Genomic DNA, 25,627 nt, shown 5'->3' with positions numbered 1-25,627 from the left:
TTCTAGGGGGTCAGTCCCTTTAGAGTTTGGGCTTTTTTAGATGATGCAATTTTGTATTTTGTCTTACGGAACCTCTCCTTGTCGCATGAGACTTTTTACAACTGCACGTAAATCTATTTCGCTTTTTCCTGTTTTTCTCTTTAACTGGCCTTTTACACCGGTAGCTCATGTTAAGTATAATACGGTATATTTCCTTTCTGAGTCAGCATATCTTTCATTCCCTTAAATTAAAAAGTTAAGACTATTTCTTAGATATATAAACAGGCTATATTTATAATAGGGGTTCGCTTAAATTTAATTTTGTAACCATTCTCGGTCCACTCATCATCATATTTATTATCATCAAAAAAGGAGGCTGCTCTCTCATAATCAAGATCAAGGCTGTCAAGAAGAATGACCGCACACCCAATTGACTTTACTGGTAATTCCTTAGTTGTTCCGAAAGCTTGCATATGAAATCCGGTGAAGTTTTTGTTTTTATCATAGTTTATATTGAGCTGGTAATTGAGAAAACCGTTATCTGATGAGTCGGTTTCAGATGCAACAATTTGAGTATATGTATCCTTATTGTTTTCTTTTTTTATATCGCTCTCAAGATCAATCTTTTTTGGCAATGTCGGCATATTCTCCATTTCAGTTAGACTATCTATTGATTCATTATAACGAGAAGTAAACTCCTTTAAAAAGGCTTTCTCGGGTGATTGAGTATCCTCTTTAGTGGCTGAGTTATGATTACAACCCGTAAGAAGTAATAATAAAAAGGCAATGATTAATTTCTTCATTTCTTCCCCCTAAAATTTAGTCGATGGTACCATTTTAAAGGAATGGACAGAAGGTATCTACATGAATTAGGGTTTATGGTATTGTATAAATGAAGGTGTGTTCGCTTTATTTATTTCCCTGCTCTTTTAGCATTGAGGTATCGCTTTTCTCATTGCCCACATTTTGCCCACATTTTATGTCTAACCATGCTAATTTAATAAAAATATTTAGCCAGAAAACTATTAGAAGCTCTGAAATATCAATGTTTTGAGTAATCATGGTTTATTGTCAAAAAACTAAAAATAACAGCACATACGATGGAAAAGATGTTTAAGCGCGTGATGTAGAGGCGCCTGTTTGATTTATAATGACACAAAAGCGTACGGACACTGTGTAATTCAGTGTCCGTTTTTTGTTGCTCAGTTTGTATGATACGGCGGTTTTACGAAAAAACTTGTGGGGACAGGCGGGTGCTAAAAGGAGCTTTAAGTAAATGATGATTTTGTAACATTGAGCCGCAAGAAGAGTTTCATTTCTTCTTGCGGCAGCGGAAAATACTAATGGTTATTGAACAGTGACGTATACTTTCCCGAGAACAGACCTATCTTGCTTTAGTAAAGTAATAGTAGCCGAGCCTTTGCTTACGCCTTTAACTACTCCGCCCTGTGTTACAGATGCTACACCGCTCGAATCAGAGGAATAGTAATAGGCTACTGGGTTAGAAATGTCTCGTGTTTCTCCTGCTTTTAATGTGATGGAATAGTCTTGAGCCTTAATCGGGCCTGAGACAACAATAGAATTTGTTTTTGGAACCGGAGATGTGTTTATTTCTTTTGCAGATGCTGCCCCGCCCACCGCCAAGGCCAATGCCGAAATAGAAAGCGCTGAAACTACAGTTTTCTTTACATTCATTTTAAAACACTCCTTAAAGTTTGTTGTCTTGCATAGTAAGTATTAGATATTTTCTATATTTTTCCTTGTAAATAATTGTTAATTATTTGTGAACGATTTACGCAGAACAATACGGGGGAACTTATACAACTGTTTCCTTTGGCTTTAAGGTAAGTTATGTCATCATACTTCAACCGGTTAAAAATACTATTCTAATATTAACGTTATAACATTTTGATAAAGTGAGGCTACGATGGTAATGGTTCATAATTACTGGTTCTTCGGTCGTAACTTTTCATTTCGTTTTTCTCACTATCTCAATCTCAAAAACTTCCTTCATTTTCTGAATAAAATTCCCTAAAGTATTCAGGTAAATGAATATTCTTATTTCCTTATATATTAAGATAACAAATTGCCGAAAAGCCTGCGGCTGGGGCTTTTTGTTGATTTCAACAGTTTTTTATCTTTACCGGAAAATCCATGGAAAATCAATGTGCCATCTGATAAAGTGGAAACAGCAGGCCGGACGGGTACTCATTTATATGTCCGGATATTACAAATAGGAATGGTGACAATGGATCATACATATGAAGTTCATCAAATCAAAACATTTCACCAGATGTGGTCCAACTATTGTTATATCATCGCGGATCGTGTCAGAAAATCTGCGATCGTTGTTGATCCGTCGTGGGAAATCGATAAAATTACCAATACGTTATATGAATTGGATGTTGATTTATCCGCTATTTTATTAACTCATTCTCATTATGATCATGTGAATCTAGTCGAACCTTTGCAGCAGATCTATCATTCTGATGTGTACATGTCGGCAGAAGAGATCAGTTTTTATCAATTCCGGTGCAGAAATTTAATAGCTCTCGAAGACGGCCAGACCTTTGCGGCGGGAGGCTTTATAATCAGAAGTATACTGACCCCGGGACACACGGCGGGCGGAATGTGTTATTTGCTTTCTGACCATCTTTTTACGGGGGATACAGTGTTTATTGAAGGCTGCGGCATATGTGAGGACAGAGGGAGCTCTGCTGACGATATGTTTGACAGTATACAGCGGATTAAAGCTCTCATTCCCCCTGACGTGCGGGTGTGCCCGGGGCATTCATTCGGAGAAGAGCCGGGCCAAAAGATGGAACGACTTCTGAAGTATAATATTTATTTTCAAATTGATAAAAAGGAACATTTCGTGAATTTTCGCAACAGAAAAAATCAAAAAGGACTGTTCGATTTTAAATAACATGTCGGTATTGGGTATTTTTGAAATTTAGTTCTATTTGACTGTTTTTGCTTATATCTGAAAGAAAATCTATAAAGAAAATGATATATTGTTACCGGTTTTTGGGCGGGATTTGGCCGAGTAACAGGGATTTGCGAGATTGTGCGCGAAATGTGTCGAATAGGCCGTTCTGCTTATTTCCGTTTCGAAAGCCCTGAATCAGCTGCCGGCCTGAAGAAATTAGGCATTATGAAGGAGCGGCCGTAGGAGAAATTAACTTGACATGGTATTTTTGTGAAGTTACTATCAACATGAACATGCTTTCTATCTGAATCCGAGAAAGGATGGCTGAGAAAATGATCACATACTTATTCCCGGGGCAGGGCTCTCAGAAACAGGGAATGGGAAGTTCACTCTTTGACGAGTTTAAAGAATTGACTGAGCAGGCTGATGAAACGCTCGGATACTCTATGAAACGGCTTTGTTTGGAAAATCCGTATTCTAACCTTCACAAAACACAATTCACTCAGCCTGCTTTATACGTTGTCAACGCGCTAAGCTATTTGAAAAAAATCCAAAATTCAAACATTCAGCCCGATTATACGGCGGGCCACAGTCTGGGAGAATATAACGCGCTGTTTGCAGCGGGAGCATTTGATTTTATCACGGGCTTGCAGCTTGTCCGCAAAAGAGGCGAATTAATGAGTATGGCAACCGACGGAAAAATGGCCGCCGTGATGGGTTTAACTGAAAGCCAGGTCGCGGACGTACTCCAAACACATGAATTACATACGGTTGATATTGCCAATATCAATTCCCCTCATCAAGTTGTCATTTCTGGACGTAAAGAAGATATTGAAAGGGCGAAAGCTGTGTTTGAAGGAATAAAAAGTGTTACGATGTTTCACCCTTTAAACGTGAGCGGCGCTTTTCACTCCAGATATATGAGCGAAGCAAAAGAAGAGTTCAAAAAATTTTTACAGTCTTTTCATTTTTCTGCTATATCAATTCCTGTCATTTCGAACGTACATGCCAGGCCTTATGAACAAGACGGAATCCACTCGGTTCTGGCCGATCAGATCGACCATTCAGTCCGGTGGAACGAAAGCATCCATTACCTGATGAACAAAGGACGGATGGAATTCGAAGAAGTAGGCCCGGGCCATGTGCTGACAGGTCTCATTCACCGCATCAAAAAAGAAACTGAACCTTCAGGCGCCGTTTAGCGGCACTTAGGAAAAAGTCACCACCTTTTCACAATATGTGCAAGTCAAAAATCATTATGACCACCTCATCTGCACACAACATCATGAATCTCATAAATCAATATTTTAAAAAAATAAGCAGCTAAAAGGAGAACAAATGAATCAGCCAATTGTTTTCATGTTTTCTGGACAGGGCTCCCAATATTATCAGATGGGAAAAGAACTGTTTAACCATAACTCCGCTTTTCGTGAAAAGATGCTGGATATGGACGATTTTGCTGCGGGGCGTACCGGTTTATCTGTCATAAAAGAAGTTTATCATTCGGCCAAGCGGCTGTCTGATCCGTTTGACCGCATTCTTCTTACTCACCCTGCGATTTTTATGGCTGAGTATGCACTTGCTTACGCGATGGAGAAAAAGGGTATCCGTCCTGATTTCGTCATCGGGGCAAGCCTCGGAGAATACGCCTCGGCTGCCGTATCTGGTGTGCTGAGCCCCGAAGATGCCTTGGATTGCGTACTGGAACAGGCAGGAATCGTTGAACAAACATGCCGCAAAGGAAGTATGCTGGCGATACTGGGCGATCCGCAATTATATCAAGAATCTCCGGTGTTATATGAGCAGAGTGAATTGGCTTCTGTTAATTATCATTCTCACTTTGTCATCTCCGGAGAACGGGAAAAGGTAAGAGGGATGATGGAATTTCTGAGAGAAAAGCAGATTCCTCATCAGCTTTTACCGGTTTCGTATGGATTTCACTCAGCGCTGATCGACCCGGCGGAGCGTGCATTTAAGCGTTTTTTAGACACGAAGTCAATGCAGCCTCCTTCGATACCCTATATTTCCAGTCTGTCGGGCGGCATCGTAACAGACGTCCAAAAAGATTTTTTCTGGGATGCAGTAAGAAAGCCCATCCGATTTCGCGAAGCGCTTCAATATGCAGAAAGCCGCCAGCAAGGCATGTATATTGATGCAGGACCGTCCGGAACTTTGGCGGCGTTTGCCAAACAGCTGCTTCCCGCAGTTTCGGCAGAGCGCATCCGCACCATTATGACGCCGTTTCATAAAGAAATTAACCATTTACAGCAAATAGAAGACATCATTTTATCATCGCCCGGAAGGAGGCAATGAGATGATTACCTTTGTTTTTCCCGGCCAAGGTTCTCAGCAAAAAGGCATGGGGGCTGATTTATTTGATCAATATCCCGAGCTGACTGCAAAGGCCGATCATATTCTCGGATACTCGGTGAAAGAACTGTGCCAGGATGGGGGACGTTTACATCAGACACAGTTCACCCAGCCGGCGCTGTATGTCGTCAACGCTCTCTGTTATTTGAAAAAGACAGAGGAAACCGGTCTGAAACCGGATTTTGTGGCAGGACACAGTTTAGGAGAGTACAACGCTTTATACGCATCGGGAGCATTTGATTTTGCGGAAGGCTTACAGCTTGTCAAAAAAAGAGGCGAGCTGATGAGCCGTGTATCAGGAGGCGGCATGGCAGCCGTGATCGGCCTGAATCATCAGCAGGTGACAGACGTTTTAAGAGAATATCAATTACATATGATAGATATCGCCAACATCAACACACCTCAGCAAATCGTGATTTCCGGATATAAAGAAGATATAGAAAAAGCCGCAGCCGTATTTGAAGCGGTCAAAGGCGTAAAAATGGTCCATCGCTTAAATGTCAGCGGAGCCTTTCATTCCAGATATATGCGTGAAGCGAAGGAGGAGTTTACACATTTTATTGAGTCCCTTCACTTTAATCCGCTGTCGATCCCCGTTATTTCAAATGTCACGGCAAGACCGTATGAACAAGCAAGGATAAAGGAAACGCTGGCGGAACAAATCAGCGGCACAGTGAACTGGACAGACAGTATCCGTTTTTTAATGGGCAGAAAAGGCATGAGCTTTGAGGAAATCGGCCCGGGAAAAGTGCTGACCGGACTTATTCAGAGAATTACAGCTGAAGCAGAGCCGATTACAGAAGAAGCAAAAGCTCCCGCAGTCACCGCCCGGCCAGCCATTACAGCGGTGTCATTAGGAAATGAAGAGTTTAAACGCGATTATCAGCTGACATACGCTTATCTGGCCGGCGGCATGTACCGGGGAATCGCTTCAAAGGAAATGGTCGTAAAACTGGCCAAAAAAGGCATGATGGGTTTTTTCGGAACAGGCGGTTTAAGCATCCCGCAGGCTGAGGACGCCATTTTGTCGATTCAAAACGAACTTCAGTACGGCGGCGCCTTCGGCATTAATGTCGTACACAGCATGAAGCATACAGATTCAGAAGAAAAAATGATTGACCTTTTACTGAAACACGGGGTCATAAATCTGGAGGCGTCGGCATTTTTAACGGTTACTGCTGCTTTAGTAAGGTTTCGCGCTAACGGATTAAAGCGCGGTAATGATGGTAAGGTAATTCCGCGCCATCGTATCATTGCGAAGCTGTCACGGCCTGAGGTAGCAGAAGCGTTTTTAAGTCCGGCTCCAGAACATCTTCTTCAAAAACTGGCGGCGGAAAACAAAATTACGGCTGAAGAAGCAGACCTTATGCGGGAAATCCCGGTTGCGCATGACATCTGCGTGGAAGCGGACTCAGGCGGCCATACAGACGGGGGCTCCGCATACAGTCTCATGCCGGCGATGCTGCGGCTGCGGGACGAAATGATGAAGAAATATCAATATGATAAAACCATCCGGGTCGGGGCGGCAGGCGGAATCGGGACTCCGGAGTCTGCGATGGCGGCATTTATGCTGGGGGCTGACTTTATTGTGACCGGCTCGATCAACCAATGCACCGTTGAAGCCGCAACGAGTGATAAGGTAAAGGATCTGCTTCAGCAGATGAATGTGCAAGACACAGCTTACGCGCCCGCAGGGGATATGTTTGAATCAGGCAGCAAGGTGCAGGTATTAAAGAAAGGGCTGTTCTTCCCGACCCGAGCCGGCAAGCTGCATGAATTATACCAGCGTTACAGCTCGCTTGAGGAAATCGACGAAAGAACACTCACCCAAATTGAACAAAAATATTTCAAGCGCAGCATAAGAGACGTGTACGAAGAAGTGAAGGCACGTCTTTCAAATGAAGAATTGTTAAAGGCTGAGCGGAACCCGAAACATAAAATGGCGCTCGTATTCAAATGTTACTTCAGGCAGAGTTCTTCTTTAGCGATTAAAGGAGACCCCGAAGCTAAGGTGGATTACCAAATTCATTGCGGACCGGCATTGGGCGCATTTAACCAATGGGTTAAAGGAACGGAACTGGAATCATGGAGAAACCGCCGCGTCGGTGAAATCGGCTGCCGTCTTATGGAAGAGACAGCCTCGCTTTTAAATAAAAAAATAAGCGCGTTTCTGGAAATGTGTTGACAAGACGAAATGATAGATTGAAAACATGGAAAATTCATAAAACGAAAGAGGACTAGGAGGAAATGTCAATGAATAAAGAGAGAATTTTTGAAATGCTGAAACGCAATATATATGAGGTTTTGCCTGAATTAGAAGGCCGGGAGCTTTCATTTGAAGACCGCTTGGCTGATTTAGGGGCGGATTCCGTTGACCGGGCTGAGATTATTACGATGATGCTGGAGGGTTTATCGCTGCATATCCCCCGCGTTGAGCTGACGGGAGTTACGAATATCGGCGAATTAGCAGAAAAGCTGTATGAAAAAGTACAGGCTGTCTGATTTAAAAAACGAACGAAAAACGGGAATTTAATACATATGTGGAGGCGAAGATCATGGCTGCGGCCGGAATAGAAGCAATCAATGTGTTTGGCGGTACAGCTTATCTCGATGTCATGCAGCTGGCGGCATACAGAAATTTAGACCCTGCCAGATTTGAAAATTTATTGATGAAAGAAAAAGCGGTGGCGCTTCCGTACGAAGATCCCGTTACATTCGGTGTAAATGCGGCAAAGCCGATTATTGATCGCTTGACAGAGGCTGAAAAAGACCGGATTGAACTGCTGATTACCTGCTCGGAGTCGGGCATTGACTTCGGAAAATCACTCAGTACATATATCCATGATCACTTAGGCCTGAATCGGAACTGCCGTTTATTTGAACTGAAGCAAGCCTGTTATTCGGGAACGGCGGGTTTTCAGATGGCGCTCAACTTTATTTTGTCTCAAACATCCCCGGGAGCCAAAGCGCTTGTCGTTGCGACTGATATTTCCCGGTTCTTAATTGCCGAAGGCGGTGATGCGTTAAGCGAGGATTGGTCTTATGCAGAACCGAGTGCCGGAGCGGGTGCGGTTGCCTTATTGGTAGGCGAAAATCCGATCGTTTTTCAGGCGGATGCGGGTGCAAACGGCTACTACGGCTATGAAGTTATGGATACGTGCCGCCCGATTCCTGACAGTGAAGCGGGCGATGCGGACCTGTCACTGATGTCCTATCTCGATTGCTGTGAACAGACGTTTCGGGAGTACAAAAACCGTGTGCCTCTTGCCGATTACAAGGATACGTTTCACTATTTGGCCTATCATACACCGTTTGGCGGCATGGTAAAAGGAGCGCACCGTACGATGATGCGCAAGCTTGCGAAAGCGAAAAGCGCTGAGATTGAACAGGATTTCCAAAGCAGGGTAGAGCCGGGATTACGCTATTGTCAAAGAGTCGGAAATATTATGGGAGCCGCCGTCCTTTTGGCGCTGGCAAGCACCATCGACCAGGGGACATTTGAAACCTCAAAACGGATCGGCTGTTTCTCTTACGGATCAGGCTGCTGCTCGGAATTTTACAGCGGCATCGTTACGCCTGAGGGACAAATACGGCAGCGGTCATTTGGAATAGAAGAGCATCTGAACAATAGGTATCGGCTGTCAATGGAAGAGTATGAAGAATTATTTAAAGAAAGCGGCATGGTGAAGTTCGGCACCCGTAATGTAAAGCTGGATATGAACATGATCCCGGGCATCTCAGACCATCACAAAGGAAGCCCGCGTTTATATTTAGAAGAAATCAGCGAATTCCATCGGAAATACAGGTGGCTGCTGTGACCTATGACACGATACAAGTCCGCTTTCAGCAAAATGTCTGCTTCATTACCTTTTACCGCCCTGAAGCCAATAATACGATTAATGACCGTTTAGTGGAAGAATGCCTGCATGTTCTTTCTGAATGCGAGGCATCGGTTACCGTCGTAGTGCTTGAAGGGCTGCCTGAGGTGTTTTGTTTTGGGGCAGATTTCGGCGAGATGTATCAGAAGATGAGGCAGGGGATTCAGCATGCGGAGACGCAGGAACCGCTGTACCGTTTATGGCTGGCATTAAAGTCGGGGCCGTACATTACAATCGCCCACGTCCGCGGAAAAGTAAATGCCGGAGGAGTTGGCTTTGCTGCCGCCAGCGATATTGTCATTGCAGACGAGTCCGCTTCATTCAGCTTATCTGAACTGTTGTTCGGACTTTTTCCCGCGTGTGTTCTGCCGTTTTTGATTCAGCGGATCGGGTTCCAAAAGGCGCATTATATGACAATCATGACGAAACCCGTTTCCGTCCGGCAGGCACAGGAATGGGGGCTTGCGGATGTTTGCAGCCCGGAAAGCGGCGCGGAGCTGAGAAAGCATTTGCTTCGCCTCCGCCTGCTGTCGAAAAAGGCCGTCATCCGCTACAAACAATACATGGACTCGCTGAATGACCTTGTTCATCGCTCTAAATCAATCGCTTTAGCGGAAAACCAAGCTATGTTTTCAGACCGGGATAATCAAGCGGCCATTATCCGTTACGCAGAAACGGGCCGGTTACCATGGGAGAATGAAAACAGTTAGGAGGATATCATGCCGCACGCTGCAGTTGAACTGCTTGAGATCGAACCGGATATTGTCCAAGTGACGATGCAAGACAGAGCCCACAAAAACGCCTTTTCACAAGAGCTGACAGATGGATTAATGAAGGCGTTTGAACGGATACAGGCATCTTCAGCCTATAAAGCCGTTATTTTAACCGGATATGATAATTACTTTGCTTCAGGAGGCACGCAGGAAGGTCTGCTCAGGATTCAGCAGGGCATTACGAAGTTTACAGAAGACCGCATGTACTCTTTGGCGCTGGAATGCGATATTCCCGTCGTTGCCGCTATGCAGGGCCATGGAATCGGCGGCGGGTTTGTCATGGGGCTGTTTGCTGATTTTGTCATTTTAAGCAGAGAAAGTGTGTATACCGCAAACTTTATGAAATACGGGTTTACCCCAGGAATGGGCGCTACATTTATCGTTCCTCAGAAGCTCGGCTTCAGCCTTGGGCATGAGATGCTGATGAACGGCGGCCATTACCGAGGCGGTGAATTGGAGAAAAGGGGAGTTCCTTTTCCGGTGCTGCCGCGCCGGCAGGTATTAAGCCATGCGAAGGAATTGGCCCGTGAGCTTGCGGAAAAGCCGCGAAACTCTTTAATCACATTGAAAAAACACTTAGTGGCGCCGTTTCGCGAGCAGCTGCCTGCCGTTATTGAAAAAGAATTAATCATGCATGACAAAACCTTTCATGATGAAGAAGTGAAAAAACGGATCACGACCATGTACGGAGTGTAAAAATACATTATACATACAGATGAAATGGAGGCAGCTCTATGAAAAGGGATATGAATGAAAGCGGGTTACTCAAACCATCTGTCAGTTATGGAAAACCATTGCGGCTCTCTGCGGATCAGCCGATGACGATTCCTGAAGTTCTGCATAAAACTGCCGCGGCGGCGGGAGACACAAAGGGAATCACTTATATCCAGCCTGACGGTACTGAAGTATATCAGACGTACAGCGGTCTGAGAAAAATCGCTCTTTCAATTGTAAAAGGGCTCCGGCAATCAGGAGTGAAAGCTGCAGATGAAGTAATTTTGCAGCTCAGCGACAATTCTCAGCTCATCCCCGCTTTTTGGGGCTGTGTTTTAGCGGGTGCCATTCCGGTGCCGCTTGCAGCCGCACCGGCTTATACGGAAATGAACAGCGGCACTCAAAAACTGAAAGACGCCTGGACGCTTTTGAATAAGCCGTTTGTCATCACAAGCCGGGAGATGCTGCCGGAAATGACAGAATGGGCGATGGAGCAGAAACTTGCCGGGTTCTGTGCTTTAGCCGCGGAAGATCTGTCAGCGGCAGATATGGTAACAGACTGGCACCATCCCCGTCCGAAAGACTTGGCGATGCTGCTGTTAACCTCAGGGAGCACGGGCACGCCGAAAGCCGTTATGCTCAGTCATGAAAACATCGTGTGCATGGTGAAAGGAAATATTCAAATGCAGGGCTATACAAGTGATGACGTCACATTTAACTGGATGCCTTTTGACCATGTCGGCGGCATCGGAATGCTCCACCTGCGCGATGTTTACCTTGGGTGTAAAGAAATCAATATACCAAGTGAGTCTATTTTGATGGACCCTTTGAAATGGCTCGATTTGATTGATCATTACCGCGCTTCCGTTACGTGGGCGCCCAATTTTGCTTTCGGTCTTCTTGCAGACTTTGCAGAAGACATTCAAACCCGGAATTGGGACTTATCCTCAATGCGTTACATGCTCAATGGCGGGGAGGCCGCGGTTGCAAAAGTCGGGCGCAGAATCATGGAGCTGCTCGAGCCGCACGGCCTGCCCGCTAATGCGATCCGGCCCGCATGGGGAATGTCTGAAACATCTTCAGGCGTGATTTTCTCAGACGAGTTTACACGGGCAAACACGAGCGACGAAGACCGTTTCGTCGAGATCGGGCTTCCGATCCCGGGATTTAATATGAGGATTACGGATGAGCGGAATCAAGTAGTGGAAGAAGGAGAAATCGGCCGGTTTCAAGTGTCGGGACTGACTGTTACGAGCGGCTACTATGAGCGCCCGGATTTAAATGAGAGTGTCTTCACAGAAGACGGCTGGTTTGAAACGGGAGACCTCGGCTTCTTGCGTGAAGGCCGCCTGACGATAACGGGCCGTACAAAAGATGCCATCATCATTAACGGCGTGAACTTCTACAGCCACGCGATTGAATCGGCTGTTGAGGAATTACCGGAAATTGAAACGTCATTTACAGCCGCATGCGCCGTCCGGCCGAATCAAAGCACGACAGACAAGCTGGCGATCTTCTTTGTCACGTCCGTTCAATTGGATGACAACCGCATGGCCAAGCTGCTCCAAACCATTCATCAGCATGTGACACAGAAAGTCGGCGTCACACCTGACTATTTATTGCCGGTGGCAAAAGAAGACATTCCGAAAACGGCGATCGGAAAAATCCAGCGCACCCAGCTGAAAACGTCTTTCGAACAAGGACAATTTGATTCTTTACATAAAAAGAGACAAGGTGCGGACATCTCTGAATCTGCTGCAGCAGAAAAAGAGATTCAAAATGAATGTATCCGCTTATTGAAAAATGAACTTGAAATAGCAGATGAGCTTATCGACGCAGATACTCCGTTTCAAAGTCTTGGAGTAAACTCCATAAAAATGATGAGACTCGCCAGATCGATTGAAAAAACGTATCATATCAGGCTTACGGCGAGGGAGCTGCACCAGCATCCGACGATTGGCGCATTAGCGGCCTATACAGCTGAAAAAGCGCCTGATCAGCTTAATCCGGCGCAGCCTGCACCGTCTGTGGAAACAGAGAAAAAACAAACGGCGCTTCCTCTTTCTGAGGTTCAAAAAGGGCTGTGGACCCTGCAAAAAATGTCGCCTGAATCATCTGCTTATCATGTTCCGCTCTGTTTCCGATTCATATCAGTAATAGACAAAGAGAAACTAAAGCAGGCTTTTCAGCTTGTATTAGAACAGCACCCGATGTTAAAGCGTGTTGTGAAAGAAACAAACGGCGATTTTTATTTAATGGAAGCACAGTATCCCTTTGGTTTATCGGAGGTAGACATTTCCGAAGTAAAAGAGTCAGATATACCCGCTTTTATCAGAAAAAAAGTGAAAGAGCCGTTCGTAAAGGAATCCGGCCCGTTACTTCGCGTACAGCTGTTTTCAAAATCGGATACGGAGCATTTCTTACTTACGGTGATCCATCATATCATCTTTGACGGCGTTTCTTCCATTACATTTATTCATAGTCTGCTTGATCACTATCAGGCGCTGCTGCAGGGGAAAGAAGATGATCAATCTGTTTCCTCAGTCACGCACTATGATTTTGCGGCATGGGAAAAGCGGTACTTGGCGGGCGAAGAAAGCAAAGCCTCCCGTTCCTACTGGAAAGAACAGCTCGGAGGAACATTGCCGGATCTTCAGCTTCCGTCAATGCGCACAAGCCAAATGGCACCGGAGCTTGCAGAAGATACGTATACACGCCGCCTCCCGGATCGGCTGCTGCACGGATTGACATCATTTGCTAAGGCTCATTCAACTAATCTGTCAACCGTTTTGCTGAGCTGCTATATGGTGCTGTTAAGCAAATATACGGATAAGGAAGACATTGTGGTAGGCATGCCGGCCATGGTCAGACCGGAAGAGCGTTTTGATGGGGTAATCGGCCATTTTCTCAACATGCTTCCGATCCGAAACAGAGTGAATCGAAAAGAGCCGTTCGCACAGTTGGTGAAAAAGGTGCAGGATACCGTCCTTGACGGGCTCGATCACTCGTTTTATCCGTTTCCGAAAATGGTGCGGGATGTCAATGTGAAGCCGCAGCAAATCGGGTCGCCTATTTTCACTACGGCCTTTTTCTATCAAAACTTCCTGCAAAATACAAGCTATCAATCTATGCTTGATCAATATGAAGAGTTTTCTTGCGAATTTGTAAAAGACATTCATCAAGAAGGCGAATACGACCTTGTGTTTGAATTGTGGGAAGAGAAATCAGGCATGGATCTCACGATGAAATACAGCACAGAGTTATTTGACGAAGCTGGTGTTTCCAGGCTTTTTGACCAATTTGTCCATGCAGCTGAATCATTGACGGGGCAGGCGGACCTGCCGCTGGGGGACATTTCCCTGCTTCCTAAAGAAGAGGAGGAGCTGATCCTTCATACGTGGAATGAGACAAGCCGCGAGTATCCCGATGTATGCTTCCATGAACTGTTTGAACGGCAGGCGGCAAAAACGCCGGACGCCTGTGCGGTCGTGTATGAAAAGGAAACACTGACGTACCGCGAGCTTGATGAGAAGAGTACGAAGCTGGCGCTCTTTTTGCAGGCGCACGGCGCAGTGCCTGACGGTCTCATCGGTATTTATACAGATCGTTCATTAGAAATGGCTGTCGGCCTTCTCGGCATTTTAAAAGCCGGAGGGGCATACGTGCCGCTCGACCCTTCCTATCCAGCAGACAGACTGGAATATATGATTGCCGACAGCGGGATTACGATGGCGCTGACGACGGCTGATTTGCAGGATTCATTAAACTGGAGCAGCGTTCAGGCCGTAGCGGTTGATCGCGATTGGCATGAAATAGAACGGACGGTAGCAGAAAGAACGGCGCTGAAACGCTTGGTGACACCTGACGATTTGGCATACGTGATTTACACGTCAGGCAGCACGGGTAAGCCAAAAGGCGTAATGATCCCGCACCGTGCGCTGACAAACTTTTTGACTTCCATGGCACAAGAGCCGGGTCTTTCATCAGAAGATAAGCTGCTTGCCGTGACGACGTACTGCTTTGATATCGCTGCTTTAGAGCTGTACCTTCCTTTAATTAAAGGAGCAGAGTGCAACATTTGTAAAACAGAAGATACAAAAGACGCCAAGAAGCTGAAAGAGCTGATAAAGGAGTATAAACCGACGATCATGCAGGCGACTCCGTTTACGTGGAAAATGCTCTTTCATTCCGGCTGGACAAATGAAGAACGAATGAAAATTCTTTGCGGCGGCGAAGCGCTTTCTGAACAATTGAAGCAGCAGTTTCTCAATACCGGCAGTGAGGCTTGGAATATGTTCGGTCCGACGGAGACGACGATCTGGTCCGCGGTTCAGCGCATATCTGAAAGTGAAAGCGCGCTTACGATCGGCCGCCCGATCGCCAACACCCGGATTTATATATTGGATTCTCAGCTTAAGCCTGTTCCTCCGGGGGTGTCCGGAGAGCTCTGCATTGCAGGAGACGGACTGGCAAGAGGCTATTTTAATAAGCCGGAGCTGACGGAGAAAGCCTTCGTCAATCATGAATTGGAGCGTGATTCAAAGCTTTACAAAACAGGGGATATGGCGCGCTGGCTTCCTGACGGCCGCATCGAATATATGGGACGGATGGACAGCCAAGTGAAAATCCGCGGCTACCGGATTGAACTGGGGGATATTGAGAGTAAGCTGAATGCCCATCCGGACGTGCAGGAGAGCGTGGTTGTGGTCAACAGTCACACCGGAAGTGAACGGCTGGCGGCTTATTATATCGCACAAAACGGGAAATCGCTTCTTTCAGCAAAGGAATTGCGGAATCATTTGAAAAAAGCGCTGCCTGCTTATATGGTGCCAGCTTATTTTATCCGGCTTGAAGAGCTTCCGCTCACGCCAAACGGAAAAGTAGACCGCAAGCGGCTTGCGCGGCGTGGCCTGACGGAAAATCCGGCAGAAACGAAAGCTGTCTCTTCATCAGATATTCAGCATACAGTGCTTGCGATTTGGCGGGATGTCCTGAAAAACAGTGAAATTGAGCCTGATGACCGCTTTTTTGACGCCGGCGGAGATTCGCTTCTTGCCGTCACCGCGGCTGATCGGATTACACAGGAACTGCATTGTGAATTCAGCGTGACAGAGCTTTTTGAATATGCGACGGTTAAAGGAATCAGCCGGTATATAGCAGATCAAAAACCAAAAGAAGCTGCTCTCTCAGCTGTACCGCACAAAAAAACGCGGTCAGATTCCCGGAAAAGGCCGTCTCATGATCTTCCTGATTATTACGAGGACAGTGTCGCGGTTATCGGTATTTCCTGTGAGTTTCCCGGAGCTGAAAATCATTTTGAATTTTGGGATAACCTCAAAGAAGGCAAGGAAAGCATCGCATTTTTTACGAAAGAAGAGCTTCGCCGTTTCGGCGTTTCAGAAGAGCTTGCTGATCATCCCGGCTTCGTCGCGGCGAAATCAGCTATAGACGGAAAAGAGATGTTTGATCCCGGTTTCTTCGGCTTTTCTCCAAAAGATGCCGAATTTATGGACCCGCAGCTGAGGATGCTTTTGCTTCATTCTTGGAAAGCGATTGAGGATGCAGGCTATGTCTCAAAAGAAATTCCTGAAACAAGCGTCTATATGTCGGCAAGCAATAATTCTTACCGCAATCTATTGCCGGCGGAGACGACAGAACAGCTGGAAACGCCTGATGGCTATGTGTCATGGGTGCTTGCCCAAAGCGGCACGATTCCGACGATGATTTCTCATAAACTTGGGCTGAAAGGGCCGAGCTATTTTGTTCATGCCAACTGCTCGTCTTCCTTAATCGGTTTGCATTCGGCATACAAAAGCTTACAATCCGGCGAATCAAAGTACGCGCTTGTCGGCGGTGCGACCCTTCATACTGAAGCAAATGCCGGGTACGTGCATCAGCCGGGACTGAATTTTTCAAGCGACGGCCATATTAAGGCCTTCGATGCGTCTGCTGACGGAATGATGGGCGGTGAAGGAGCCGCAGCCGTGCTGTTGAAAAATGCTGCGGACGCTGTAAGGGACGGAGATCATATTTATGCGCTGTTGCGCGGAATCGGCGTCAATAATGACGGTGCTGACAAGGTTGGTTTTTACGCTCCGAGCGTCAAAGGACAGGCTGAAGTCATTCAGAAGGTCATCGATCAAACGGGCATTAATCCTGAAACCGTCAGTTATGTCGAAGCTCATGGCACAGGCACAAAACTCGGTGACCCGATTGAGCTGTCGGCACTGGGATCGGTTTACGGACAATATACAGATCAAAAACAATTTTGCGGAATCGGTTCGGTAAAAACAAACGTTGGTCATTTGGACACGGCGGCGGGAATGGCCGGATGTATCAAGGTTGTGATGAGCTTATATCATCAAGAGCTTGCACCGAGCATCAATTACAAAGAACCGAACCCGAACCTTGATTTAGAAAACTCTTCATTTTACGTCGTGGAAGAAAAGAAAGCATTAAGCCGGGAGATCAACACACACCGCATGGCGTTAAGTTCGTTCGGTCTCGGCGGAACAAACACGCATGCGATTTTTGAACAATATCAGCCATCCTCCCGGCAAGAAGACTGGAAAGGCCCTTTCATTATTCCGATGTCGGCCAGAAAGAAAGAGCGGCTCAAAGAGTACGCAAGGCAGCTTTTAGCTTTCTTACAAACGAATGAGACGACGGATGCTGATCTCGCTGATGCCGCCTACACATTCCAAATCGGAAGGGAAGCGATGGAGCAGCGGGCAGTCTTTATCACAAGCAGCATTGCGGAGCTGACGCAGCAGCTTGGCGACTTTGTAAACGATAAGCCGTCCATTAAAGGCTGCTTCAGGGGAGAAAAACAGCAGGCGAAAGACATCGCATGGCTTTCTGATGATGATGACAGCGCTGAACTCATTGAGAAATGGCTGGCGAAAGGAAAAGGAAACAAGCTGGCTGAGATGTGGAGTAAAGGCGTCGATATCAATTGGCATAAGCTCTATAAAGATAAACATCCTAACCGCATAAGCATGCCGGTATATCCTTTTGCGAAGGAACCGTATTGGCCGAAAAAAGCAGAGCGGAAAACACCGGCAGCACAAGCCGGAATCTCGGCTTTACATCCGCTCGTGCATCAAAATACATCTGATTTGTCCCAGCAGCGATTCAGTTCACTGTTTACAGGTTCAGAATTTTTCCTGACAGATCATGTGGTCAGAGAAAAAGCTGTGCTTCCGGGAGCGGCGTATATGGAAATGGCATATGAAGCCGTAAAACGGGCGCTGGGAGGTTTATTAGAAGATGATGAAAGAATCACGCTGCGTCATACAGTGTGGCTGAAACCGATTGTTGTCCATGAACAACAGCGGCAAGTGCATATTGCGCTGTTTCCTGAAGAAGACGGAATCATTTCATATGACATATACAGTGTAAATGAAAACGAAGAAGTGCTGCACAGCCAAGGGCGTGCGGAAATCATCAAAGCTGATAAACATCCTAAGGCGGACCTTGCCGCTTTACAAAGCAGATGTGCAGCGGACAAGCTTGAACCGGCCGCCTTTTATCAAGAAGGCAGAAGCAGGGGAATGTTCCACGGCAAGGCTTTCCAAGGCATTAAGGCAGCCTTTATCGGCGAAAAAGAAGTGCTGGCCGAATTACAGCTGCCGTCTTCCGTTTCTCATACGGGCGGACAATTTACACTCCATCCGAGCATGATTGATTCAGCCGTCCAGACAGCGACGATCTGCATTATGCAGGAGTTTGCCGGGCACAAGCTGATTTTGCCGTTTGCGCTTGAACACCTTGAAGTCGTGAAACGATGTACGCCGAATATGTGGGCCCATGCCCGTTTTAGTGAAGGATACCAAAGCGGAGATCCCGTTCAGAAAGCAGATATTGACCTGTTCGACGATACAGGGGCGGTTTGCGTCAAAATGAGAGGTTTTTCAACGAGAGTGCTTGAGGGAGATACAGAATCCATTCAAACGTCTTCCGTTTCTGAAAAAATCATGTTTGAGCCAGTCTGGAAAGAAGCGGAGCTGTCTCAGGCATCCGGTTTACACGCTGACGAGCATTTGGTCATTCTTTGTGAAGAAGCACGTCATGCAAACGGAGATATTGCTTCCGGCTTGAAAGACGCCGGCTTACTGATGCTCGATGGTGCGGGCAAAACGGCGGCTGAGCGCTTCCAAACGTACGCGCAAACTATCGCTGAGCGGATTCAGCAGATGATGGGCGAAAAACGAAAAGGGCGCATTCTGATTCAAACCGTTATTTCCGCTGACGGCAGCCAGCAATTGTTTGCCGGCTTGTCAGGCCTCTTAAAAACAGCAGAATTGGAATACGGAAAACTGACGTGTCAGCTTATTGAAATATCAGCGATAGAAGAAATGCCTGCTATAGCCCAAAAGCTGAAAAACGACAGCCAAAGACCTCAAGATAAACATATTCGTTACAAAGGAGAAAAACGATATGTGAAGGCTTGGAAAGAAATACAGCCGGCACTTGAAACCGACGCCGTCTGGAAGGACGAAGGCGTGTATTTGATTACCGGAGGCACCGGAAGCTTAGGTCTTATGTTCGCAAAAGAAATCACAAATCGTGTGAAACAGCCGAGACTCATTCTGACCGGCCGCTCAGATGTAAACGAAGAAAAGCAGCGTGAGATCAGCATGCTTCAACAAGCGGGCGCCAATGTCGTGTATAAAAAGCTCGATGCTGCTGATCGGCAGGCGAACGAAGCGCTCATTCAAGAGATAATGAGTCAGTTCGGGAAGCTGAACGGAATCATTCACGGTGCGGGAGTCATAAAAGACCGTTTTCTGATCCAAAAAACGAGTCAGGAATTCCAAGAAGTTCTGGCTCCTAAAGTATTAGGCGCTGCTTATTTAGATGAAGCCAGCAAAGACTGCGAGCTCGACTTTTTTGTTCTCTTCTCCTCTGTTTCCGGAAGCCTCGGCAATATCGGCCAGGCAGATTACGCCGCCGGCAATGCATTTATGGATGCATATGCCGCTTACAGAGATTCATTGGCAGCTGTCGGCTTGCGGCACGGAAAAACGATTTCCTTTAACTGGCCGCTGTGGAAAGAAGGCGGGATGCAGGCCGGAGCTGAGACTGAACAGATGATGGCTAAAACCTTCGGAATGGTTCCGCTTCAAACGGAGACCGGCTTAGCCGCATTTTATGAAGGAATGGCTCACACGAAGCCTCATCTTTTTGCAGCGGAAGGGATGGCGGCAAAATTGAAACAGACATTCCTACCCGTTTCTGAACCTGAATCGCCAGAGGAGAAACATACGGCGGCATCTGCCGTTTCAGAAAGCAACTGGCATGATCCGCTGACTCAAATGGTAAGTTCGATCTTAAAAGTCAGCCGTGAGGACATTGATATTGATACAGAGCTGAGCGAATACGGTTTTGATTCAGTTTCTTTCACTGTCTTTACAAATCAATTAAATGAAGCGCATCAGCTTGAGCTTGCGCCGACGATTTTCTTTGAATACGGAACCATCCGCAGCTTAGCAGAATATTTGACGGATGAAGTGAAAGCAGAGCTTTCTTCTGCGGTAAGAGATCCGGAAGACGGCAAACCCCGTCAAGCGCTTCATACCTCTTTGACAGGCATGGTAAGCGAGATTTTAAAAGTTGACCGTGAGGACATTGATATTGATACAGAGCTGAGTGAATACGGTTTTGATTCAGTCTCCTTCACCGTCTTTACAAACCGGATTAATGAAACGCATCAGCTTGAGCTTGCACCGACGATCTTCTTTGAATACGGAACGATCAACAGCCTTGCCGGGCATTTGGCAAAAGAGTATCACGGCCGATTTGCCGAGACGAAGCCGAAAGAGGTTTCAGTACAAGAGCACCCGGAAGCCCAAAAGCCGAAAGCGGCAAAAAGAAAACGTTTCGCATCGGTTATTACCGCCAAGGCAGAAACACCGAAACTTACGAAACCTCGTTTTGAACCGGTTGCCATTGTCGGCATCAGCGGCCGATTCCCCGGCGCGAAGGATGTTGATGAATTTTGGGGCAATCTGAAAGAAGGGAAAGACTGCATCACAACGATTCCGAAAGGCCGCTGGGATTGGGAGGCGTTTGATGGCGACCCGAATCTTGAAGAAAATAAAACGAATATCAGGTGGGGCGGATTTATTGACGGCATCGCTGAATTTGACCCGCTGTTCTTTGGCATCTCACCGCGGGAAGCTCAGTATTTGGACCCGCAGCAGCGGTTATTATTGACCTTTGCCTGGGGTGCGATAGAAGATGCGGGATGTAAACCGGAGAGCCTTTCCGGCACAAATACGGGTGTCTTTATCGGGACGGGAAATACCGGATATAAAGATTTATTCACAAGAGCCGGACTGCCGCTGGAAGGCCATGCGGCGACAGGCAGCATGATTCCTTCAGTAGGGCCGAACCGCTTAAGCTATTTATTAAATCTTCACGGTCCGAGCGAGCCGGTTGAAACGGCGTGCTCAAGCTCGCTTGTGGCGATTCACCGCGCGGTTTCCGCTATGCAAAACGGAGAGTGTGACATGGCAATCGCCGGCGGGATCAACACGATTTTGACCGAGGAAGCGCACATCAGCTACAGCAAAGCGGGCATGCTCAGTAAAGACGGAAAATGCAAAACTTTCTCTAAAGATGCCAACGGATATGTCAGAGGAGAAGGCGCCGGGATGATCATGCTGAAAAAACTGGCTGATGCCGAACGGGACGGCAATCCGATTTACGGCATTATCCGCGGCACGGCGGAAAATCACGGAGGGCGGGCCAACACATTAACATCGCCGAATCCGAAACAGCAGGCTGATTTATTGGTGAATGCCTACCGGAAAGCGGAAGTTGACCCGAGCACCGTCACTTATATTGAAGCGCACGGAACGGGAACCGAATTGGGCGATCCGATTGAAATAAACGGTTTAAAGGCGGCGTTTCAAGAGCTGTCAAAAACAAATGAAGAGTCTGAGGCTGCCGATCATCGCTGCGGCATCGGCTCAGTCAAAAGCAATATCGGCCACTTAGAGCTGGCCGCGGGAATTTCGGGTGTTATGAAAGTGCTTTTGCAAATGAAGCATAAAACATTGGTCAAGAGCCTGCATGCAGAAACGATCAATCCTTATATCCAGCTGAAAGACAGTCCTTTTTATATCGTGCAGGAAAATCAGGAATGGAAGGCTTTAACGGACAAAAACGGAAAAATCATTCCGCGCCGCGCCGGAGTCAGCTCATTCGGTATTGGCGGCGTCAACGCCCATATTGTCATTGAAGAGTATATTCCGGAAGAAGCGGGTCATTCAGTGCATAAAGTAAACCCGGACAATCCGGCGATTATCCTCCTGTCTGCCAAATCAAAAGCAAAACTTCACGAACAGGCAGTACAGCTGCTGGAGGAGATTCACAAAAAGCCATATACCGATAAGGATTTGGCCGCTATCGCTTATACGCTGCAAACCGGAAGGGATGAAATGGAAGAACGCTTGGCATTTCTCGCAGCAACGATGTCGGAGCTGGAAACGAAGCTGTACGCTTTCACGGAGAATCAACAAGACGCTCAAGGGCTTTACACCGGCCAGTCTCGCAATAAAGAGACGTTTGCCCTGTTTACGGCCGACGAAGATATGGACATCGTCATCGATGCCTGGATCAGAAAAAGAAAATACGCCAAGCTGGCAGAGGTATGGGTAAAAGGCGGCGTGATCAATTGGAACCGTCTGTATGATGACAACAGGCCGCGTTTGATCAGTCTTCCATCCTATCCGTTTGCAAAAGACACGTATTGGCTGCCTGAACATAACAAAAAGCATCAGCCTCATATAGAGAAACGTTCAAAGAGCGTGCTGACGAAACAATGGGAGCTGAGTCCCGCAGAATATCGGGAACCAAGCACAAGTCCCGTCGCGATTTTTGCTGACCGGGAAACGATGAATCTGGCAGAAGAAGTTTCAGCGCATTTTCCGAATCACAGGATTATCGGTACGGAAGAACTGTCTGCTGAATATGATTGGAAAAGTTTTGCCGGAGTCATCGATCTTCTCGGCGCAGCGAAAGAAGACCATGGAGACATGATTGGAATGAAGTGGCTCCAAAAGCTGATTGAGCATGGCCGTAAAGACGGTATTACACTGCTTTGCGTAACGAAAGAGTTGGAGTCGTTAGGAATTAAAGGAGCAGCTCAAACAACAGGGGCAGGACGGGCCGGCCTGTACCGGATGCTTGCATGCGAGTACAGCCACCTCGTATCGAGACACCTCGATCTTGAAGCGTCTCTGAAGAGTTCGCAGGTCGCGAAACAAATCGCGGATGAATTTAATGTCCGCTCTGATGATGCCGAGATTTGCTGGAGGGACGGCATGAGGTACCGCGCCGTATTAAAAGCCTCTGAAAATCACGATTTACATGAAGAGCGTCGGACAGATTTTCCTGAAGATCATGTGCTGTTCATTACCGGCGGCACACGGGGAATCGGACTGTTATGCGCCCGCCATTTTACCGAACATTACGGAGTGAAAAAGCTCGTGCTCACAGGCCGTGAGACGCTGCCGCCGCGAAATGAGTGGACGGGCGGCTTGAAAGGGGCCCCCGCTTCTGTAAGGGAGAAAATTCAAGCCGTGCTTGAATTGGAAGCAAAAGGCGTAAAAGTACACGTATTGTCCGTCCCTTTAGCGGATGAAGCAGTGTTAAAACAAGAACTGAACCATATTAAACAGACGCTCGGACCGATCGGAGGCGTCATCCATTGTGCGGGTGTGACCGATAAAGAGACGCTGGCGTTTATCAGAAAAACCGATGAAGATATACAGCGCGTGCTTGAACCGAAAATAGACGGGCTTCAGGCGTTATACAACGTGTTTAGCGGCGAGCCGCTGAAGTTTTTCGTTCTGTTTTCATCCGTTTCAGCGGCAATTCCGGCGCTTTCGGCAGGCCAAGCTGATTATGCCATGGCGAATGCGTATATGGATTACTTTGCGAATGCATTCCGCGAGCTGTCGCCGATTGTCAGTATTCAATGGCCGAACTGGAAAGAAACCGGGATGGGCGAAGTGACAAACAAAGCTTATAAAGACAGCGGCTTGTACAGCATTACGAATGCAGAAGGATTACAGCTTTTAGACGGCATTTTAGCCCGGTCAATCCGGGGAGCGGTACTGCCGGCCGTTTCAAATCCAGAGCTTTGGAAACCGGAACAATTCATGCGCCGCAGCAAACAGGTTGTGCACGAAAAGAGTCCGGCGGATCAAAAACCGGCGGGAAAAATCGCCGATCCTGCCGAAGATCACGCACGATTAGCGAAGAAAACAGAAGCTTGGCTGACAGAGTTATTTTCTCAAGAGCTTCGGATTGATCAAGATCAGCTTGAGACAGACGTATTATTCCAAGATTACGGTGTGGATTCCATCATTCTCGCGCAGCTTTTGCAGCGGATTAACCGGAGCCTCGAAGCGTCACTGGACCCGTCGATTCTTTATGAATACCCGACGATTCAAAGCTTCGCCGTCTGGCTTATTGAAGGCTATGCCGAGTCTTTGTCAGGCTTGTTTAAGATGGAGACGCCGGAGCCTGCTTCTAAAGCACAGGCTGAGCGGGAAGGTGAAAAACCAGCCGCTGCATTGCAAGAAGAATCGTTTGACGGAGGACCGCACGGTGAGGATATTGCGGTAGTCGGCATGTCGTGCCGCTTTCCGGGGGCAGACACTTTAGAGGCGTACTGGTCGATTCTTGCGGAAGGCCGTTCGTCAATCCGTCCGGTTCCGCCGGAGCGCTGGGGCTCAGAGACCCCTTATTACGCAGGAGTGCTTGACGGCATTCGTGAGTTTGACCCTGAATTCTTTTTACTTCCTGAAGAGGATGTAAAGGCGATGGACCCGCAAGCTTTGGCTGCGTTAGAAGAGTGCCTGAATCTGTGGTATCACGCGGGATATACACCGGAGGAAATAAAAGGGGAGCCGATCGGCGTTTACCTCGGCGGACGAAGCCGTCATAAACCGGGTGAAGAGAATCTCTTGGATGCGAAAAATCCGATTGTCGCGGTGGGCCAAAACTATTTAGCGGCCAACCTGTCTCAGTATTTTGACATGCGCGGCCCGAGTCTTGTGCTGGATACGGCTTGTTCCTCTGCTTTAGTCGGCATGAATATGGCCGTTCAAGCCCTTTTAACCGGAGAAATTAAAGCAGCCGTTGTGGGCGGCGTGAGCCTGTTCGAATCTGAAGAAACCCATAAGCTGTTTGATCAGCGCGGTATTTTAAGCGAAGCTTCTGCCTTCCATGTTTTTGATGAACGTGCCGATGGAGTCGTGCTTGGCGAGGGCGTCGGAATGGTTCTGTTAAAAACGGTGAAACAGGCGCTCAAGGACGGGGATTCCATTTATGCCGTAGTGAAGGCGGCTTCCGTCAATAACGACGGAAGAACGGCAGGACCGGCTACGCCAAGCCTGGATGCCCAAAAAGCCGTCATGAAGGCTGCTCTCGCTAAAAGCGGCAAACAGCCGGAAGATATAAGCTATATCGAAGCAAACGGTTCCGGGACAGTCGTAACCGATCTTTTAGAACTGAAAGCCATTCAATCAGTCTATCGGCCTCAAGACGCCGGTCCGCTCGGAATCGGCTCTGTGAAGCCGAATATCGGGCATCCGCTATGCGCGGAAGGCATTGCAAGCTTCATTAAAGTCGTTCTCATGCTGAAAGAGCGCAGCTTCGTGCCGTTTTTATCCGGCGAACAAGAACATGCACATTTTGATAGAGAAAAGGCCAATATCATATTCAGCCGCGCTCTGACGGAGTGGCCGTCATCCATCCCGGCAGCAGGGATAAACTGCTTTGCCGACGGCGGAACAAACGCCCACATCATTATTGAAGCGTGGCAGGAAAACGGAGAACGCAAGGTCAAGCGCCAGCCTTTGACGCCGCCTGTATTAAAAAAGCGGCTGATTTCGCCGGACAGCCGTGAGCAAATAAAAGAGAAAACTGCGGCAAACATCTGGGATACCTATGAAGTGGAGGTTTAA

At 47.3% G+C, this 25,627-nt stretch carries 11 protein-coding genes; 9 read left to right on the top strand and 2 right to left on the bottom strand.

All coding sequences use genetic code 11. From position 1 onward, the window contains the following. Positions 1-248: 248 nt before the first annotated feature. Together J7E26_RS14910 and J7E26_RS14905 are read right to left on the bottom strand one after the other, a co-directional pair. Positions 249-782: a hypothetical protein gene (locus J7E26_RS14910; RefSeq protein WP_214799168.1), complete on the bottom strand. Its 534-nt coding sequence runs from the start codon at positions 780-782 to the stop codon at positions 249-251. Positions 783-1,326: 544 nt separating this feature from the next. Beyond that, positions 1,327-1,674: an Ig-like domain-containing protein gene (locus J7E26_RS14905; protein ID WP_214799166.1), complete on the bottom strand. Its 348-nt coding sequence runs from the start codon at positions 1,672-1,674 to the stop codon at positions 1,327-1,329. Between the two features lie 553 nt (positions 1,675-2,227). Here J7E26_RS14905 and J7E26_RS14900 point away from each other — a divergent pair. From J7E26_RS14900 to J7E26_RS14860, 9 genes are all read left to right on the top strand, one after another. Beyond that, positions 2,228-2,905 carry an MBL fold metallo-hydrolase gene (locus tag J7E26_RS14900; RefSeq protein ID WP_214799905.1) on the top strand — a complete coding sequence of 226 codons (678 nt, stop codon included), beginning with the start codon at positions 2,228-2,230 and terminating at the stop codon, positions 2,903-2,905. A gap of 335 nt (positions 2,906-3,240) precedes the next feature. Further along, positions 3,241-4,110, top strand: coding sequence for an ACP S-malonyltransferase (fabD, locus tag J7E26_RS14895; RefSeq protein WP_214799163.1), 870 nt, complete (start codon positions 3,241-3,243; stop codon positions 4,108-4,110). 136 nt (positions 4,111-4,246) lie between these two features. Next, entirely contained in the window at positions 4,247-5,221 is a 975-nt protein-coding gene (locus J7E26_RS14890; RefSeq protein ID WP_214799161.1) for an acyltransferase domain-containing protein, read from the top strand. Position 5,222: 1 nt separating this feature from the next. Continuing rightward, entirely contained in the window at positions 5,223-7,463 is a 2,241-nt protein-coding gene (gene fabD, locus J7E26_RS14885; protein WP_214799159.1) for an ACP S-malonyltransferase, read from the top strand. Between the two features lie 68 nt (positions 7,464-7,531). Then, positions 7,532-7,780, top strand: coding sequence for an acyl carrier protein (locus J7E26_RS14880; protein WP_214799157.1), 249 nt, complete (start codon positions 7,532-7,534; stop codon positions 7,778-7,780). 53 nt (positions 7,781-7,833) lie between these two features. After that, on the top strand, positions 7,834-9,096 hold the full coding sequence (locus J7E26_RS14875; protein ID WP_214799155.1) for a hydroxymethylglutaryl-CoA synthase family protein: 1,263 nt from the start codon (positions 7,834-7,836) through the stop codon (positions 9,094-9,096). Beyond that, a complete protein-coding gene (locus J7E26_RS14870; RefSeq protein WP_214799153.1) occupies positions 9,093-9,866 on the top strand; it encodes an enoyl-CoA hydratase/isomerase in 774 nt (257 codons plus the stop codon). Before J7E26_RS14875 ends, J7E26_RS14870 begins: the two co-directional genes overlap by 4 nt. Before the next feature lie 9 nt (positions 9,867-9,875). Continuing rightward, positions 9,876-10,625 (top strand): polyketide synthase, encoded by a 750-nt coding sequence (locus J7E26_RS14865; protein ID WP_214799152.1) that lies wholly within the window; start codon positions 9,876-9,878, stop codon positions 10,623-10,625. A 38-nt stretch (positions 10,626-10,663) separates the two neighbouring features. Beyond that, positions 10,664-25,627 (top strand): non-ribosomal peptide synthetase, encoded by a 14,964-nt coding sequence (locus J7E26_RS14860; RefSeq protein WP_214799149.1) that lies wholly within the window; start codon positions 10,664-10,666, stop codon positions 25,625-25,627.

Source organism: Bacillus sp. ISL-51, from assembly GCF_018613535.1.
In the GTDB taxonomy this organism is placed as follows: domain Bacteria; phylum Bacillota; class Bacilli; order Bacillales; family Bacillaceae; genus Bacillus.
Note: the sequence above shows the minus strand (reverse complement) of the source record. Positions and strands in the feature narration are given on the sequence as shown.

Coding starts and splice junctions, on each gene's coding strand:
- fabD (WP_214799159.1), top strand. CDS start 5,223: ATGATTACCTTTGTTTTTCCCGGCCAAGGTTCTCAGCAAAAAGGCATG.
- J7E26_RS14865 (WP_214799152.1), top strand. CDS start 9,876: ATGCCGCACGCTGCAGTTGAACTGCTTGAGATCGAACCGGATATTGTC.
- J7E26_RS14900 (WP_214799905.1), top strand. CDS start 2,228: ATGGATCATACATATGAAGTTCATCAAATCAAAACATTTCACCAGATG.
- J7E26_RS14875 (WP_214799155.1), top strand. CDS start 7,834: ATGGCTGCGGCCGGAATAGAAGCAATCAATGTGTTTGGCGGTACAGCT.
- J7E26_RS14890 (WP_214799161.1), top strand. CDS start 4,247: ATGAATCAGCCAATTGTTTTCATGTTTTCTGGACAGGGCTCCCAATAT.
- J7E26_RS14905 (WP_214799166.1), bottom strand. CDS start 1,674: ATGAATGTAAAGAAAACTGTAGTTTCAGCGCTTTCTATTTCGGCATTG.
- fabD (WP_214799163.1), top strand. CDS start 3,241: ATGATCACATACTTATTCCCGGGGCAGGGCTCTCAGAAACAGGGAATG.
- J7E26_RS14860 (WP_214799149.1), top strand. CDS start 10,664: ATGAAAAGGGATATGAATGAAAGCGGGTTACTCAAACCATCTGTCAGT.
- J7E26_RS14880 (WP_214799157.1), top strand. CDS start 7,532: ATGAATAAAGAGAGAATTTTTGAAATGCTGAAACGCAATATATATGAG.
- J7E26_RS14910 (WP_214799168.1), bottom strand. CDS start 782: ATGAAGAAATTAATCATTGCCTTTTTATTATTACTTCTTACGGGTTGT.